Below are 16,800 nucleotides of genomic sequence, written 5' to 3' on the forward strand. Positions count from 1 at the left end.
CTTAGACCAGCACCAGCCCCGCGCCGGCGAACTGGGCGGCCAGCACGTCCGGCGTGCCGATCAGGGCGGTCACCATGTCGGCGCGGCTGTGCGTATCGAGATAGGTGGTCCATGATAGTACGCTGGCGGCGTCGGGCGCGTGATTGAGCGCGTTGCCGGTCATCAGCGCGGCGAAGCCCGCGTTATCGAGCGTGCCGTAGCGGCTCTGGAACTCCGCCGAGCCGATGAAGGCGCGCGCCAGGTCGAGCGGTGCAAGATGTAGTGCGTCCCAATGCCCCAGTCCCGGCAGGTCGGCCGCGCGGTCCATTACGGTCTGGTACAGCAGGCCGATCCTGGTCAGGCTGGCGGTATCGCTATTGGTGAAATTCAGATCGACGCTGCCGTCGCTGAACTGGCCTTTTTCAATTTGCAGGATGGTGTCGATGTCGCCACCGGCTCTGGCTTCCTGGATGGTGACCACGCCATGTTGGCTAAGGACGATATGGTAGTCGGCCAGCTTGCCGGCGTAGACCACGGTATCGATGCCGTCGCCGCCCACCAGGCGGTCGTTGCCGGCACCACCTTCGAGGATGTCGTCGCCGCTGCCGGCAATCCAGCCCTGTTCCGTAGACAAGACCACACTGCCCACGGCGATGCCGTTGGCGCCGTTCCAGTGGGCGAGGGTGGCGGCATTTTGCGACAGCGACAGCAACAGTTCCGCGCGTGCCGCCGCCGGGGTGCTGGCCGCATTCAGTTTGGCGATCCAGGCCGTTTGCTCGGCCAGCGCAGCCGCGGTAGCCGCGCCGGCTGCGCCCAGCGCATCCTCATACAGCGCGTGCACCATGCCGGCGTTATCCAGCGCGCCGCTGCCTTGCAGGAATTCCGCCGATGCCACGAAGGCATGCGCTGCCTGCGCCAGTGTCACGCCATGCGCGATCCAGAAGTTCAGGCCAGCCAGATCCGGCGCGCGGCCGAAGGCGGTGGCGTACAGGCCAGCGATGCCGCTCAGCAGCGCGTGGTCGGCGTTGACAAACGCCAGCGGCACCACGCTGTGATTCAGCTCGGACAGCGCCAGCATCTCCACCGCGCCAGCATCGACCAGCAGGGTCTGGTGCTGCGCTACCAGTTGGCCCTGCGCATTCAGGTAGAAATCCCATTTGCCGCTGTCGCTACGGCCGCCTTGCTGCACGTCGTTGCCTTCACCGCCTTTGAGGATGTCATTACCGGTGCCGCCAAAGATGATATCGTTGCCGGCACCGCCATCGATGCGGTCGTCACCACTGGCGCTGCCGACGACATCGTCGCCAGCGCCGCCGGACAGCACGTCATCCCCCGGGCCGAGCACGATGCTTTGGCCACTGCTGTCGCCCACCACCACGTTGTTGCCCAAGCCGCCGCGCAGGATGACCGGGCCGCTCACGGTGGCGAAATCGACGTCGTCCAGCTGGATCACGGTGCCGGCCGGCAGTTGCGTGGCGTCGATGATCAGGCCGACGGCATGGGCACCGGCCGCGCTGCCGCTGATGATGATCGGCAGGCCCGGCACCGCGCCTGGCGCCGACTTCAATACCAGCGTCCGCACCGCCAGCAGCGTGCCGTCGGCCAGGGCGTCGAGGAAGTTCTGTCCGGCGTCCAGCATCTGCTTCTGTTCGTCCGAACCCTCACTGCTGTGGCTGTGGATGCGGTTCAGCAGATCCCGCAGCACCTCGCTGGCGCCGAGCAGGCTGCTTGGGCCGGCGCTCTGCAAGCCGGTGTTCACAGGCAGGCTGACCAGCAGCTGGATGGCGTCAGCGCCACTGCCGGCCATCAGTGGAATATCGGCCAGGCCGGGATGGGGGGAGTCGGCGTCATCGCGCACGGCATTGATCACCGCCACGTTGACCAGCTGATTTTCAAGGCCGGTCAGCGGATCGCGCACCAGCTGGGTTTGCACCTGGACGCCATCGATGACGGTGACGGTGACCGGCGGCGTCGCGGGTTGCGTCGGTGGCAGCGCGATGGTGGGATTGCTGATGCTGCCGACGCCGCTGTTGCCTGCCGCGTCGGTCACGCCGGCCTTGTCCAGGGTAATGACGACCATGTCGCTGCTGACGGCGGTGGTGGCGGTAAAGGTGGCGGTCCAGACGATGTTGTCCATGGTGGTCAGCGCCGACAGCGTGCCCTGCGCCAGCTTCAGGTCGGCGTCGCTGAAATTGCTGACCGCCTCGGAGAAGGTGAAAGTGACTTGCGTGCTGGCGCCGGCCGCCAGGGCATTGCTGGCCATGCTGATGGTGGCGGTGGGCGCCCGCGTATCGACGATGTAACTGCCTGAGAGCTCGGTGCCGGCGCCGGCGTTGCCGACGGCGTTGGTGTAGCCGGCGTTGTTGAGCGTGATGACGCCGCTGCTGCTATCGGTGTTCACGGACGGGGTCAGCGTCGCGGTCCAGGTCAGGCCGCCGTCGTTGCTGATGACGGTGCTGAGCGTGCCGCTGGCGACGCTGAGGTCGTTGTTGTCGAAGCCGCTGACCGCTTCCGAGAAGCGGATCGTCACCTGCGCGGTCTGACCGGCCGTCAGCGTGGTGTCGTCGATGTCGATGGTGGCGGTGGGCCGCTCGGTGTGCACCGCATAGTTGGCCGAGGTCGCCGCGCTGCCGGTGTTGCCGGCCAGGTCGGTATAGCTGGCGTTGGCCAGTCGGATCACGTTGCTGGCCTGGTCGACGTCGGCATCGGGTGTGAAGACGGCCTGCCAGGTAATGCCATTGTCGCTGGTGGTGAACTGGTTCAGGGAGCCGCTGCCGATGCTGACGTCGCCGTTGTCGAAGTCGCGCACCGCTTCGGAGAAGGTGATGGTGACGCCGGTGCTCTGGCCCGCCAGCAGCGTGCTGCTGGCCAGTTGGATGACGGCGGTCGGCCGTACGGTGTCGACGGCGTAGTTGTTCGACTCGACCGTGCCAACGCCGGCATTGCCAAAGCTGTCGCTCAGCTGGCTCAGGTCCAGCACGATCTTGTTGGTGCCGGCGCTGACGCCGGCGTCCGGTGTGAAGGTGGCGGTGAGGCCGAGCGAGGTGGTGACGATATTGCTCAGCGTGCCGTTGCCGACGCTCAGGTTGAGGTTGGCGGGCAGGGTGACGGCCTCCGAGAAGGTTACCGTGACCTGCGTGCTGCCGCCATCCAGGATGGTGCTGTCGCTGACCACAATGCTCGCGGTCGGCAAGACGGTGTCGATCGCGTAGCTGTTGGATACCTTGACGCCGGTGCCGGCGTTGCCGGCTGCCGAGGTGACGGCGGTCATGTCCAGTGTGACGGTGTTGCCGCTTTGCGTGACGCCGTCCGGCGTCAGCGTGGCGGTCCAGGTGATGTTGTCGCTGGTGCCGAGGTTGCTCAGCGTGCCGCCATCGGCATGCAAGGCATCGAGGTCGAAGCCGCTGACCGCCATGGAGAATTGAATCGTCACCAGTGAGGTCTCACCGGCCTTGAGTGCGGTATCGGCGACCACGATGGAGTTGGCGACCGGGCGCACGGTGTTGAGCGTATAGTTGGCCGAGCTGTAGACGCGGTCGCTGGCATTGCCGGCCAGGTCGGCGAAGCTGGCGTTGGCGACCCAGACGAGGTTGCTGCTGTCGATAACATCGGCGAACGGCGTGAACACGGCAGTCCAGGTGGTGGCGCCGACCTGGGTCAGCTGGGTGATCGTGCCATTGGTGCCGCGCACATCGGCCGCGTCGAGGCCGGTGACGGCCTCGGAGAAGGTCAGCGTGACCAGCGTGCTCTGGCCGGCCAGCAGCGCGCTGTTGGCGAGCACGATATCGGCCGTCGGCAGCACCAGATCGATAGCGTAGTTGTTCGACTCGACCGTGCCGCTGCCGGCGTTGTTGGCGGCGTCCTTGATGCTGGTCAGGTCGAGCACGATCTTGTTGGTGGCCGACGTGGTGCCCGCCGTTGGCGTGAAGGTGGCCGTGACGCCGTAAGCGTCGCTGACAATATTACTGAACGTACCGTTGTCGGCGTGCAGATTGTTAATGTCGAAACCCGTGCTTTGTTCCGAGAAAACGATGCGCACCTGCGCGCTGCCGCCAACCAGGATGTTGGTGTTGTCGACCGTGATGGTGGCGGTGGGCGCCCGGTTATCGATCTGGTACGCATTGGAACTCTGGATGCCCAGGCCGGTGTTGCCGGCGGCGTTGCTGATGCCGGTCTGGTCGAGGCGGATCCGGTTGCTGGCCTGCTGGGTGTCGGCGTTCGCCGTCAGCGTGGCGGTCCAGGTAATGCCATCGCTGGTAGTGAGGTTGCTCAGCGTGCCGTTGTCGATGGTGAAGTCTTCGTAGCCCAGGCCGGTTACGGCCTCGGTGAACTGGATTTGCACCTGCGAGCTGGCCTGCAGCGGGTCCAGGGTGAATGTGCCGCTCGACACCGTGATCGTGGCCTGCGGGCGCACCGTGCTGATAACGAAATTGTCCGAACTGATGACGGTGCCGCTACTGGCGTTGCCTGCCGCGTCGGTCACGCTGGTACCTGCCAGCGTGATGGCATTGGTGGCGGCGTTGACAATGTCCGGCGTGTAGGTGGCGGTGAAGGTGCGGTTGCCGTCGCTGCTGACCAGGTTGCTCAATACGCCGTTGGGGACGGTCAGGTCGCTGGCGTCGAAGCCGGTGACCGCTTCCGAGAAGGCGAACGTGACGACCGCGGTGTCGCCGGCTTTGAGTGTCTGATGGTCGAGCGTGATGCGGACGGTCGGCCGCACGGTGTCAACCGCGTAGCTGTCGGACTTGACGGTGCCGCTGCCGGCGTTGCCACTCGCGTCATGAATGGACGACATGTCCAGCATGATGAAGTTATCAGCGTTGACCAAGCCGTTAATCGGCGTCAGGCTGCCGGTCCAGGTGATTTTGTCGCTGCTGCTGAAGCTGCCGGCGACACCGCCCATGACGGACAGGCTGCTCCGGCTGAAGTCCTCCACCGCTTCCGAGAACGTGACCGTCACCCGCGCGCTGTCGCCGATCTTGAGCGCGGTGTCGTCGATGGCAATGGTGGCGGTCGGCACGGTGGTATCGATGGTGATGTTGGCCGAAGTAAAGGCAGTGGCGTTGCTATTGTCGGCAGCATCCTGGAAGCTGCCCGAGAGTAGCGTGATGAGGTTGCTGGTATCCAGATTCAGATTGGCGGTTGGCGTGTAGGTGCCGAAAAAAACCAGGCCGTTCTGGGTCCTGACGTTGCTTAGCGTGCCGTTGTCGGCGATGAGATCGGTGTTGGCGTTAAAGGAATAGGGAATTTCCGAGAACGTGATCGTGAAGTTGATGGTTTGTCCGGCCAGCACGGTGCTTTTGTCGAGCGCGATGGTGGCGGTCGGGCGTTGCGTGTCGATGGTGTAATTGCTTGAGGTGATGACGCCGACACCGGCGTTGCCAGCCAGGTCGCGCACGGTGGACATGTCGAAGCTGGCCTTGTTGGTGGACGAGGTGATGTTCTGGCTCGGCGTGAATGTGGCACCCCATTCCATGCCATTGGCGCCAGCGTACCAGCCGCTCAGCGTACCGTTCTCCACCGTGACAAGACTGCCGTCAAATCCGCTAACCTTCTCTGAGAAGCTGATGATGAGCTGGGTATTGCGGGTGCTGCTCAGCGCGTAGCTGTACAGCAAAAAGAAAGCGGTGGGCGGCGTGGTATCGGCGGCGCCTTGAACGGTGCGAGTGGTATTGGCCATGGCTGTGTATGCCGAGAAGAAATAATTCTTCATTAGAAGCTATTTTGGCATGTTTGTCTGTAACACAAATGTGCTACAAGCGAGTACATGACGAAAACGTGCGCTGGCGAACATACGGCGCCGGGACCAGTTGCTACGATGAGCTTACTGATCAATAACAAGGCGAGGCAAATGATGGCAACCGCACAACAAGTTCTGGTGGTCGATGATAATCTGGATGTAGTGGAATCGCTGTCGGCGCTGCTGCAATGCCAGGGCTACGAAACGGCGTCCGCGCACAATGGCTACGAAGCGTGCGACTGGGTTCGTGAAGCGATGCCGAAGGCGATCATCATGGATCTGGGCATGCCGTGGATGGATGGCTTTGGCGCTGTGCGCGCAATTCGCCGCATGCCGGGCGCGCAGTCGGTACCGATCATTGCGCTGACCGGTTCCGCCGACCGCGACTCAGCCAGGAAGGCTGTCGCGGCGGGCTTCACCCAGCATTTCTCCAAGCCGCTCAATTTTGATCATCTGAACAAATATCTGAACAGCCTGTCGTAAGGGCGCGTCGATTAACGCAGCGTCTCCACCAGCACGCGGCCTTCCGAGCCAGCTGGTGGACGCAGGTGCAGCAGGTGCGCCAGCGTCGGTGCGATATCGACCACTTCCGCGTACTGGCCATAAGCGCCTGGCTTGATCCAGCGCTTGCCCATGACCATCAGCGGCACATTGGTGTCGTAGGCATATGGCGAGCCGTGCGAAGTACCGCTGGTGCCGCTGCCGAAATACCAATAGGGCTTGGTGATCACCATCAGGTCGCCCGACGACTGGCGATTCCAGGCGCGGCGCATCAGCGTGTTGATATGCGTGCCTTGTACCGCGCCGCTTTCAAACTGCGTGCGGGTAAAAGCATCGACGATGCCGTTCTGCGCCATCAGATACTGCGCGGCGGCGTTTTCCACATCTTCGCGTTTCAGCTTGTTTTGCTCGGCCAGCGCATAATCCAGATGGATGTTCGGCAGCGACCACGCTTGCACCAGCTTGGCGACGCCAAACTTCGCGGCCAGGTGCGCATCCAGTGCGGCCATCAGCTTGTTGCCGTCCAGGCGCTGCGCATCGGCGTGCTGCGTCTGCGCGAATTCCGGCGTATTCGGGAAGCCGTGATCGGCGGTCAGCACTACCAGTACATTGTCCATGCCAACCCGTTTATCCAGATAGGTGAAAAACTCCGCCAGCATGCGATCAAGACGCTGCAAGTGGTCGTGCGACAGTTTGCTCTCCGGACCGAAGGCGTGGTTGACGTAGTCGTGCGCCGACAGGCTGACGCCCAGCAGGTCCGGCACGCCGGCCGGATTGCGGCCCAGGTTTTCGCCTTCCACCGCTGCGCGCGCAAAGTCCAGCGTCAGCTGGTCCAGGTAGGGGCCGACGCGCAGACTGGCGTAGTAGCCTGCGTCGATCTCGCCGCTTTCGCTGTAGTAGGTATAAGGCAGGCGGTTATGGCCGCCGGCTTTGGGCGTGTTGAGTTCTTCCGGCGCATCGCCTTCATAGGCCGATGCCGGCAGCAGCGCCGACCAGGTCTTGCCGTAGTAGCGGTTCTGCGGCTTGGTGGACAGGTATTTGGTGGCCCATTCCGGATGCTGCTTCATGTAGTAGGTGCTGCTGGCGAAGTTGCCGGTTTTGTCCATATACATATAGGCGGTGCCGGTTTTGCCCGCCAGCAGAATCGCGCCGCGGTCTTTGCCGGAGACGGTGATGACTTTGCTGCGGCTGCCGGTGGCGTAGCGCAGCTCGTCGCCCAGCGTGTTGACTTTCAGCTTGGCCGGCGAGGTGCCGTCGCTCGGATCGGTTTCTTCGCCGATGTAGGTGTAGTTGCTGTCTTCGGTGCAGTAGACCGATTTCTTGGTGACCGGGTCGATCCAGTTATTGCCGATGATGCCGTGTACATAAGGGTAGGCGCCGGTCAGTACGGCGCTGTGGCCGATCGCGGTCACCGTCACGCCGTGCGCCTGGTGTGCGTTGCTGAACGATGCACCCTGGTCCAGCATGCGGCGCAAGCCGCCCTGGCCGAACTGGTCGCGGTAGCGCTGCACCTGTTCATTCGGCAGACCGTCCACCACCAGCACGACGATGAGCTTGGGCAGGGTGGAAGCGGTGGTTGGCGCCGCAGGGGCGGCTTGTAGACTGGAGAGCGCGAAACACGAGGTTGCGAGTACGATCGCGCGCAAGGACATTTTCTTGGTCATAAAGGTCGTCGTCAGGTTGTAAGGAGTGCGTGGCGACGTAGCGTACCACGGACGTGCGGCATGCTAACTCGTCCGTATGACCGGATGATGACGGCTGCAATATTAATTTTTACGCAAGGAAAAGCGTGTAAAACCATCAAAATTTTCAACGAAACTGCTTTCCACATTAAAACAGTGTTGTATGGAAACTTTTTTTCGGTAAAAGAGCACTTTTTTGAAGTAGATGCGCGCATGAAATGGTAACTATTGCCAAAACGCTGATAGAATTCAGGGGTGAGAAATCTTCTTGCAGGAGTCGATTATGATTATGATAAACAATATTGGTGGTGCCACCCTGTCCGCAGCCCTGGTTGCTGACAAGGCGCTTGCGCCTGTCCAAACCGGCACGGAAAACAGCACTAATGCGGATATGAGCGCGTCGGTAGCCGCTTATTTCTCGCTGCCTGGCTTCAATGCCACCAGTCCCCTGCAGACTGATACGAGCAACACCACCAACGATCAGGCCAATGCGCTGGTGAAAGCGGTGTCGGAAGACGACACGCTGAAAACCGCGCTGCAAGAGTTCGACGAAGGCTTGAAAAAGCTGGTTGACCGTCCTGAGACCCAGATCTTCCAGGCGCGCTTCAACGCGACCGAAACCAGCCAGCCTAGCGTGGATACTGCACAAAACGTGCTGCTGTCGCCAGTGCCGCTGCCAGGCGTTGGTGAAGATGGCGTACTGGGTGTGCCACCACCAGCGACCGAGCTGGCTGCCGACACCAATCACGATGGCAAGATCAGCGAAGACGAACGCGTTCGCTATGAAGCACCGCTGACCTACCGCAGCCTGGCGCATGAACAGGTCGCCGATGCGCAGACCAACGGTCCGAACGCCTTCTCGCTGACGGAAGTGAACCGCGCTTATGGCGCCGCCGCGCGTGCTGTGCCGGCCTGATTAGTTTGTCCCGATACCGAAAAGGGCTTTGCCAGAGATGGCAAAGCCCTTTTTTTGTCGCTGCGCAGCAAGAATGCCACACCTGGGCGGTAAAAAATGCGAATATCTTATTCAATCTATATTCATAACAGGCGCAGGAGACTGTAGTGAGAAAACGGATCTTCAGGCAATTCAATCAGCTGGCCTTGCGGGCTGGCGCAGCGGCGGTCTTCGCCGCCGGTTTGGGCGGATGCGCGCTCGGGCCGGATTTCAAAACACCTGCCGCGCCGGCTACCGCCGGCGACAGCTATACACCGACTCCGATGCCGCAGCAGACCGCGTCCGCACCGGGTGTAGGCGGAGCAGCGCAGCAGTTCGCGGTTGGCCAGGAGATTCCGGCGCAGTGGTGGAGCTTGTTCCAGTCACCTGCGCTGGATCAGCTGATTCGCAATGCGCTGGCGCAGAATCCGAATATGGCGGCAGCCGAAGCGGCCTTGCGCCAAGCCCAGGAAAACTATAACGCGCAGGCCGGCAATCTGGTGTATCCGTCGGTGAGCGCGCAGCTGGGCGCGGGACGGCAGAAAACCAGTGTCACCACCGCTGGTGCGGCGGCTGGCGTGTACAACGTCTATAACGCCTCGGTCAACGTGGCCTACACGCCCGACGTGTTCGGCGCGACCCGCCGCACGCTGGAAGGCGCGCAGGCCGCCATCGATTACCAACGCTTCCAGGTCGAGGCGACTTATCTGACGCTGAGTGCCAACGTGGTCACCACGGCCATCCAGGAGGCGTCGCTGCGCGCGCAGCTACGGGCCACGCGCGAAGTGCTGGATGCGCTGACCCAGCAGCAGAACGTCATCGAGAAGCAGTTCGAGTACGGCGCCATTCCGCGTACCACGGTGCTCAGCCAGCGCAACCAGGTGGCGCAGATCAATGCGACCATCGCGCCGCTGCAAAAGGCATTGGCGGCCGCGCAGCATCAGCTGTCGGTTCTGGCCGGCAAACTGCCGGGCGAAGCGGGCATGCCGTCGTTTGAGCTGGAGGCGCTGACGCTGCCGCAGCAATTGCCGGTATCGCTGCCGTCGACGCTGGTGCGCCAGCGCCCCGACATCCGTGCCAGCGAAGAACTGCTGCACCAGGCCAGCGCCGCCATCGGCGTGGCGACGGCGGCGCAGTATCCGCAGTTCACGCTGAGCGGCAGCTATGGTTCGTCGGCGGCCAGCTTCGGCAAGCTGTTCGACGCCGAAACCACCGCGTGGAGCCTGGCGGCGGGCATCGCCCAGCCGATCTTCAACGGCGGCGCGCTGAGCGCGCAGCGGCGTGCGGCGGAAGCGGCGTATGACGCGGCGTCGGCGCAGTACCGCGCCACTGTGCTGACGGCATTCCAGAATGTCGCCGACACATTGCGCGCGCTGGACGCAGATGCGGCCGCGCTCAAATCGCAGGCCGAAGCCGAGGCGCTGGCCAAAGAAACGCTGGCGCTGGCGCAGGAGCAGTACAAGCTGGGCGGCATCAGCTACCTGGTGCTGCTTGACGCGCAGCGCAGCTTCCAGCAGGCACATATCAATCTGGTGCAGGCGCAAGCCGCGCGCTACGCCGACACCGCCGCGCTGTTCCAGGCACTGGGTGGCGGCTGGTGGAATCGCGCCAACGGCGTTCCGGCTGCCACGGCGGTTTCCGCCGCAGCTCCCTACGGCACTAACAAATAACTTAAAAAGCAGGAGAACGATTCATGGCCAAGCGACTGATGACCAAGCGTATGCTCATCATGGTGGGATGCGTTATTTTACTGATCGCCGTCCTCGCATTCGGGAAGTTCTTACAGATTAAAAAGCTGATCGCCAGCGCGCCCAAGCCGGCCGCGCAAGTGGTCACTGCCGTCAAGGTGCAGGGCGCCGAATGGCAGCCGCAGTTGGCGTCGGTCGGCACGCTGGCGCCGGTGCGCGGTGTGGACGTGACCACCGAGATCGCTGGGCTGGTGCGCGAAGTGCGCTTCAAGTCGGGCGACGAGGTGAAGGCGGGGCAGGTGCTGTTCGAGCTGAATGCGGATAGCGACGTGGCGCAATTGCGCTCGTTGCAGGCGAACGCCGATCTGGCTGCGACCACGCTCAAGCGCGACAAGCTGCAGCTGGCGGCGCAAGCCATTTCGCAGGCGCAGGTCGATAGCGATGAGGCGGACCTGAAGAGCAAGCAGGCGCTGGTCGCGCAGCAGAAGGCCGCCGTCGACAAGAAAACCATCCGCGCGCCGTTTGCCGGCAAGCTGGGCATCACCTCCATCAATCCGGGCCAGTACCTGAATCCGGGCGACAAGCTGGTGACGCTGCAGACCATTGATACCGTGTATGTCGACTTCTTCGTGCCGCAGAAGCAGCTGTCCAGCCTGTCCATCGGCCAGAAGCTTAACCTGACCAGCGATGCCTGGCCGGGCGTCGGCTTTGCGGCCAAGGTGACTTCAATCAGCCCGAAAGTGGATTCGGCCACGCGCAATGTGCAAGTGCAGGCGACCGTGCCGAACGCCAAGCGCCAACTGCTGCCGGGCATGTTCGCCAACGTCAGCCTGGAACAGGGCGGGCAAAAAAAATACCTGACCTTGCCGCAGACGGCCATCACCTACAACCCGTATGGTTCGACCGTGTTCGTGCTGGCGCCGCCAGCAGGGGCCGCGGCCAAGGACGCGCTCAAGGATGAGAAAGGCCAGCCTTACCTGGTGGCGCAGCAGATATTCGTCACCACCGGCCCGACCCGTGGCGATCAGGTGGCCATCCTCACGGGCGTGAAAGAAGGCCAGACGGTGGTCACCAGTGGCCAGCTGAAACTGAAGAACGGCACGCCGGCGGTCATCGACAACAAGGTGCAACCGGCTAACAGCCCGAATCCTACGCCGCAGGAAAAGTGAGGATAAAGCGCCATGAACTTTACCGATATCTTCATTAAACGGCCGGTGCTGGCCAGCGTGATCAGCTTGCTGATCGTGGTGCTGGGCCTGCGCTCGCTGTTCAGCCTTCCGATCAACCAGTATCCGAAGACGCAGAATGCGGTGGTCACTATCTCCACCACTTACTATGGCGCGGATGCGGCCACGGTGGCGGGCTTTATTACCCAGCCGCTGGAGTCGGCCATCGCCCAGGCGCAGGGGATTGACTACCTGTCGTCGTCATCGAACAGCGGCGTGTCGACCATTACCGCCACGCTGCGCCTGAACTACGATTCCAACCGCGCGCTGACCGAGATCACGACCCAGGTCAACTCGGTGAAAAACCAGCTGCCGCAGCAGGCGCAGCAACCGGTGCTGACGGTGCAGACCGGCCAGACCACCGACGCCATGTACATGGGCTTCTACAGCGACACGCTGCCGACCAATAACGTGACCGACTTCCTGGCGCGTGTGGTCAAGCCCAAGCTGGACTCGATCCAGGGCGTGCAAACCGCCGAGCTGCTGGGTGCGCGCCAGTTTGCGCTGCGCGCATGGCTGGACGCCGGCAAGATGGCGGCGCATGGCGTCACGGCGGCGGAAGTCAGCGCCGCGCTGGCGTCCAACAACTACCTGGCAGGCCTGGGCTCGACCAAAGGCCAGGCGGTGACTGTGCCGCTGACCGCTGGTACCGACCTGCATACGGTGGAAGAGTTCAAGCAGCTGGCGGTCAGGCAGGAGGGCGGCGCCATCGTCCGGCTGGAGGATATCGCTACTGTCACGCTGGGTTCGGAGAATTATGACTTCAACGTCGCCTTCAGCGGCGTGCGCTCGGTGTTCATCGGTATCAAGGTGGCGCCGGACGCGAATATCCTGGACGTGGCCAAGCGCGTGCGCGAGTCCTTCCCCGGCATCAAGTCGCAGCTGCCGACCGGCCTGACCGGCGAAATCGTCTACGACTCGACAGAGTTCATCAACACCTCGATTGAGGAAGTGGTGAAGACGCTGGTGGAGGCGCTGGTCATCGTGACCATCGTGATCTACCTGTTCCTGGGCAGTTTCCGCGCGGTGATCGTGCCGGTGGTGGCGATGCCGCTGTCGCTGATCGGCACCTTCTTCGTGATGCTGATGCTGGGCTATTCGATCAACCTGCTGACACTGCTGGCGATTGTGCTGGCCATCGGCCTAGTGGTGGACGATGCAATTATCGTGGTGGAGAACGTGGACCGCCATATGAAGGAGGGCATGACGCCCATGGACGCGGCCATTGTCGCCGCGCGCGAACTGGGTAGCCCGATTCTGGCGATGACAGTGGTGCTGATCGCCGTGTATGTGCCGATCGGTTTCCAGGGCGGCCTGACCGGCGCGCTGTTCACCGAGTTTGCGTTTACGCTGGCTGGCGCGGTGGCGGTGTCCGGTATTGTTGCGCTGACGCTGTCGCCGATGATGTGCGGCCATTTCTTCGACCATACGCAGGACGAGGGCAAGTTCGTCAAGGCCATCGACCGCGTATTTGAGAAGGTGCACAACGGCTATCTGCGCATCCTGCATAGCCTGCTCGATACCTGGGCAGTGCTGATCGTGTTCGGCGTGATTGTGTTTGCGCTGCTGATCCTGCAATTCAAGATGTCGCAGTCCGAGCTGGCGCCGGAAGAGGACCAGGGCATTGTGCTGTCGCAGGTGGTGGGCGCGCCTACCGCCACGTCCGACCAGATGCAGGCCTATGCCCAACAGATTTTCGATGTCGCCAAATCGCTGCCGGAATATGAGCAGATGTTCCAGATCACCGGCGTGCCGACCACCAATTCCGGTATCGGCGGCGTGCTGTTCAAGTCGTGGGATAAGCGGTCGCGTTCGGCGCACGAAATCCAGACCGAGCTGCAAGCCAAGTGGAACCACATCGCCGGCGGCCGCGTGGCGGCGTTCCAGTTCCCGGCGCTGCCGGGCAGCTCGGGCTTGCCGGTGCAGTTCGTCATCACCACCACCGAGCCGTTCGAGAACCTGAACACGGTGGCGCAGGCGGTGCTGGCCAAAGCGCAGGCGGACAACAAGTTCTACTTCGTTGACGTTGACCTGAAGATCGACACGCCGCAAGCGCGGGTGGAAGTGGACCGCGACAAGCTGGCCACGCTGGGCCTGACGCAGCAGGACTTCGGCAACGCCATGGGCGCGGCGCTGGGCGGCGGCTATGTCAACTACTTCTCGATTGCCGGCCGTTCCTACAAGGTGATCCCGCAAGTGCAGCAGGTGGACCGCCTGAACCCGAACGACGTGCTGGACTTCTATATCAAGACGCCAAGCGGCGACATGATCCCGGCCAGCACGGTGGCCAGCATTAAGTACAGCGTGCAGCCGGAATCGATCACCCGCTTCCAGCAGCTGAACTCCGCCACCATCTCCGGCGTGACCGGTTCCTCGCAGGGCGAGATCCAGCAGTATCTGCGCGACACGCTCAAGGAAGTGGCGCCGTCGGGCTACACGGCGGACTTCTCCGGCGAATCGCGCCAGTACGCGGCGGAATCGGGCGGCTTCCTGGTGACCATGCTGTTTGCGGTGATCATTGTGTTCCTGGCGCTGGCGGCGCAGTTCGAGAGCTTCCGCGATCCGATCGTGATTCTGTTCTCGGTGCCGATGGCGCTGTTCGGCGCAATGACCTTTATCTTCCTCGGCTTCGCCTCGATCAATATCTACACGCAGGTGGGCCTGGTGACGCTGATGGGCCTGATTTCCAAGCACGGTATTCTGATCGTGGAAGTGGCCAACCATCTGCGCGCGGCTGGCAAGTCCAAGCGCGAGGCGATTGAAGAAGCCTCGGCCACCCGTCTGCGTCCGATTCTGATGACCACCGCCGCGATGGTGTTTGGCGTGATCCCGCTGGTGATCGCGTCCGGTGCCGGTGCGGCCGGCCGCCATGCGATGGGCCTGGTGATCTTTACCGGCCTGTCGATCGGCACCTTGTTCACCCTGTTCGTTGTGCCGGCGATGTATATGTGGCTGGCGGGTGAACACAAGGCGGAAACCAAACCAGCGGATGTATCGCCGTCCGAACCTTCGCCGCAGGCCGCGCACTGAGCGCCTTCATGAGCAGCGGTGGAAAAACCGGCGACGGGCGCTGGCGCTGGTTGTCGGGCAAGCGTCAGCGGCGTCAGGAAGAAGTCATCCTGATGCTGCTGTGCGCGTTGACTATTTCGAGTATTCTGCCGTTCGGCATTTACCGGCTGCTGCAAGGCAGCTGGGCGACGGCGGTGGTGGATATGTCGCTGGTGGCCGCAATGTCGGCGGTGATCGTGCACGTCTGGCGCACCGGCCGCTATCAGGTGGCTGGCCTGGCGGTGACCATTTTCTACTCGGTCGGCATGCTGGCCGTAGTGTATCTGCGCGGCGTGGCGCTGGTGTACTGGGTTTATCCGACCATGATCGCCGCCTATTTCGTCGTGCGTCCTTCGGCGGCGCTGACCATCAACAGTATCGGCCTGGTGCTGCTGGTGATCATGCTGCTCGGGCAGATGGCGCTGGACAATCTGTCCACGCTGGTGGTCACGGTGGGACTGGTCAACCTGTTTGCCTATGTCTTTGCCTATCGCACGGGTTTGCAGACGCAGCGCCTGTACACGGCGGTGGAGCTGGATTTCCTGACTGGCGTCGGCAACCGTCGCGCGCTGGACCGCAAGCTGGTGGAGCATGCGCAGGAGCGCCGGCCGCTGATGGAGTCAAGCCTGCTGCTGCTGGATCTGGACCACTTCAAGCAGGTCAATGATCTGCACGGCCATGCGGCGGGCGATATCGTGTTGAAGAAAATGGCTGAGTTGATGCGTGCGCACACGCGTTCCTCGGACCGCATTTTCCGTTATGGCGGCGAAGAGTTTGCGATTATCGCCAGCGGTGCGGGCCTGAGCGCGGCGGCGCATCTGGCGGAAGGCCTGCGTGCCGCAGTGGCTTCCGCCACGCTGCTGGAAGGACATCCGATCACGATTTCTATCGGCGTCACGTACATGGATAAGGGCTACACGCCGACGGATTGGCTGGAACGCGCCGACAAGGTACTGTATGCCGCCAAACAGGCCGGGCGCAACGCGGTGCGCGTGGCTGAACCTTTTGAAGACAACGTATGCAGACCTTGATTGCCGCTTTGCTGATTACACCAGCGCTGACCGCTCCCACAGCGCAGCTTGAAACGCTGGAGAACCCGCCGGCCACGGTGCTGAGCGACGAGGTCATAAAAAAGGCGGTACGCGAAACCATCGCGGAAGATGCGCATCCCGCGCCGGAAAAACGGCCAGGGGGCGGCGTCATTCGCGCCGACGCTATTAGTGCACGCATGAGCGCCGCATTTGATCAGGCCAAGGTGCCGGATTGCCTGCACGAAGATGCGCTGAAACACCAGCCGGCGCATATCGGCCCGGTCAAGGTGGTCGGGCCGTATTCGCTACCCTGGATCGTTGCTGCGGTCGTGCGCGGCAAGTGCCGTTAGAACGGTCGCACGCCGATCAGTGGCGCATGCAGCCACATGGCGAACACACCCGCGCCGCCGATGCCCGCCACGATGGTCAGCGCGGTGGCCGCGCCGCTGCCCGCCGGGTAGACTGTGCCCAGCGCCGCGTCGCGCTTGCGCGATGCGCGGAACAGCAGGATGGACCAAGCGAGGAAGCCGCCGAATAACAGGATGTCATGCAGCGTGCCGTTTGCGACCAGGTGCGCCAGCGCCCAGGTTTTGACGGCGATGGTCATCGGGTGGTGCAGTTTGGCCTTGATGCCGTTGCGGGGGATGTAGGCGGCGGCCATGAAAACAAAGGCGATCATTGCCAGCAGCGCGGCGATATGGCGGGTGGATGGCGGCGGCGTCCAGATAACAATCGGTGCTGCGCGCGCCACACTATAGCCCCAGACGATCAGCAGGAAACCGGTGATGGAAATGAGCGAGTAGCCAGCGCGCCAGGCCAGCAGGCCGACGCGTTCGCGGGTGGCGTTGCGCCAGTCTTCCGCGACGATGCGGATCGAGTGCAATCCGAGGAATATGATCAGGCCCAGTATCAGTATCGTCATCGCGCTTCCCTATGGTTGGTGTGGCGTGACGATACACCGCCTTTTCGCC

General features: G+C 62.7%; 10 protein-coding genes. 7 read left to right on the plus strand and 3 right to left on the minus strand.

All coding sequences use genetic code 11. The features are described 5' to 3' along the window. Position 1: 1 nt before the first annotated feature. Positions 2 to 5,659 carry an Ig-like domain-containing protein gene (locus KW842_RS17845; RefSeq protein WP_218305450.1) on the minus strand — a complete coding sequence of 1,886 codons (5,658 nt, stop codon included), beginning with the start codon at positions 5,657 to 5,659 and terminating at the stop codon, positions 2 to 4. Positions 5,660 to 5,830: 171 nt separating this feature from the next. Between KW842_RS17845 and KW842_RS17850 the strand changes: the two genes are divergently transcribed. After that, a complete protein-coding gene (locus tag KW842_RS17850; protein WP_218305451.1) occupies positions 5,831 to 6,202 on the plus strand; it encodes a response regulator in 372 nt (123 codons plus the stop codon). 11 nt (positions 6,203 to 6,213) lie between these two features. Here KW842_RS17850 and KW842_RS17855 read toward each other — a convergent pair whose 3' ends face one another. Next, positions 6,214 to 7,884, minus strand: a complete 1,671-nt coding sequence (locus tag KW842_RS17855; RefSeq protein ID WP_218305452.1) for an alkaline phosphatase family protein — start codon at positions 7,882 to 7,884, stop codon at positions 6,214 to 6,216. A 301-nt stretch (positions 7,885 to 8,185) separates the two neighbouring features. Here KW842_RS17855 and KW842_RS17860 point away from each other — a divergent pair, with 301 nt between their 5' ends. From KW842_RS17860 to KW842_RS17885, 6 genes are all read left to right on the plus strand, one after another. After that, the gene (locus KW842_RS17860) at positions 8,186 to 8,818 is read left to right on the plus strand and encodes a hypothetical protein (RefSeq protein ID WP_218305453.1); all 633 of its coding nucleotides are present in this window, start codon (positions 8,186 to 8,188) and stop codon (positions 8,816 to 8,818) included. Positions 8,819 to 8,964: 146 nt separating this feature from the next. Beyond that, the gene (locus KW842_RS17865; RefSeq protein ID WP_373925204.1) at positions 8,965 to 10,506 is read left to right on the plus strand and encodes an efflux transporter outer membrane subunit; all 1,542 of its coding nucleotides are present in this window, start codon (positions 8,965 to 8,967) and stop codon (positions 10,504 to 10,506) included. Between the two features lie 38 nt (positions 10,507 to 10,544). Continuing rightward, positions 10,545 to 11,693: an efflux RND transporter periplasmic adaptor subunit gene (locus tag KW842_RS17870; protein WP_218305585.1), complete on the plus strand. Its 1,149-nt coding sequence runs from the start codon at positions 10,545 to 10,547 to the stop codon at positions 11,691 to 11,693. A 12-nt stretch (positions 11,694 to 11,705) separates the two neighbouring features. Beyond that, positions 11,706 to 14,780, plus strand: coding sequence for an efflux RND transporter permease subunit (locus tag KW842_RS17875; protein ID WP_218305454.1), 3,075 nt, complete (start codon positions 11,706 to 11,708; stop codon positions 14,778 to 14,780). Positions 14,781 to 14,788: 8 nt separating this feature from the next. Then, positions 14,789 to 15,829, plus strand: a complete 1,041-nt coding sequence (locus KW842_RS17880) for a diguanylate cyclase (RefSeq protein WP_218305455.1) — start codon at positions 14,789 to 14,791, stop codon at positions 15,827 to 15,829. Then, positions 15,817 to 16,179, plus strand: a complete 363-nt coding sequence (locus KW842_RS17885) for a hypothetical protein (RefSeq protein WP_218305456.1) — start codon at positions 15,817 to 15,819, stop codon at positions 16,177 to 16,179. The genes KW842_RS17880 and KW842_RS17885 overlap by 13 nt, the downstream gene beginning before the upstream one ends. On the opposite strand, the gene KW842_RS17890 is transcribed toward KW842_RS17885, so the two are convergent. Further along, positions 16,176 to 16,751, minus strand: a complete 576-nt coding sequence (locus tag KW842_RS17890) for an NnrU family protein (protein WP_218305457.1) — start codon at positions 16,749 to 16,751, stop codon at positions 16,176 to 16,178. The genes KW842_RS17885 and KW842_RS17890 overlap by 4 nt on opposite strands. Positions 16,752 to 16,800: the final 49 nt, after the last annotated feature.

Source organism: Duganella sp. sic0402 (assembly GCF_019219065.1).
In the GTDB taxonomy this organism is placed as follows: Bacteria; Pseudomonadota; Gammaproteobacteria; order Burkholderiales; family Burkholderiaceae_D; genus Rugamonas.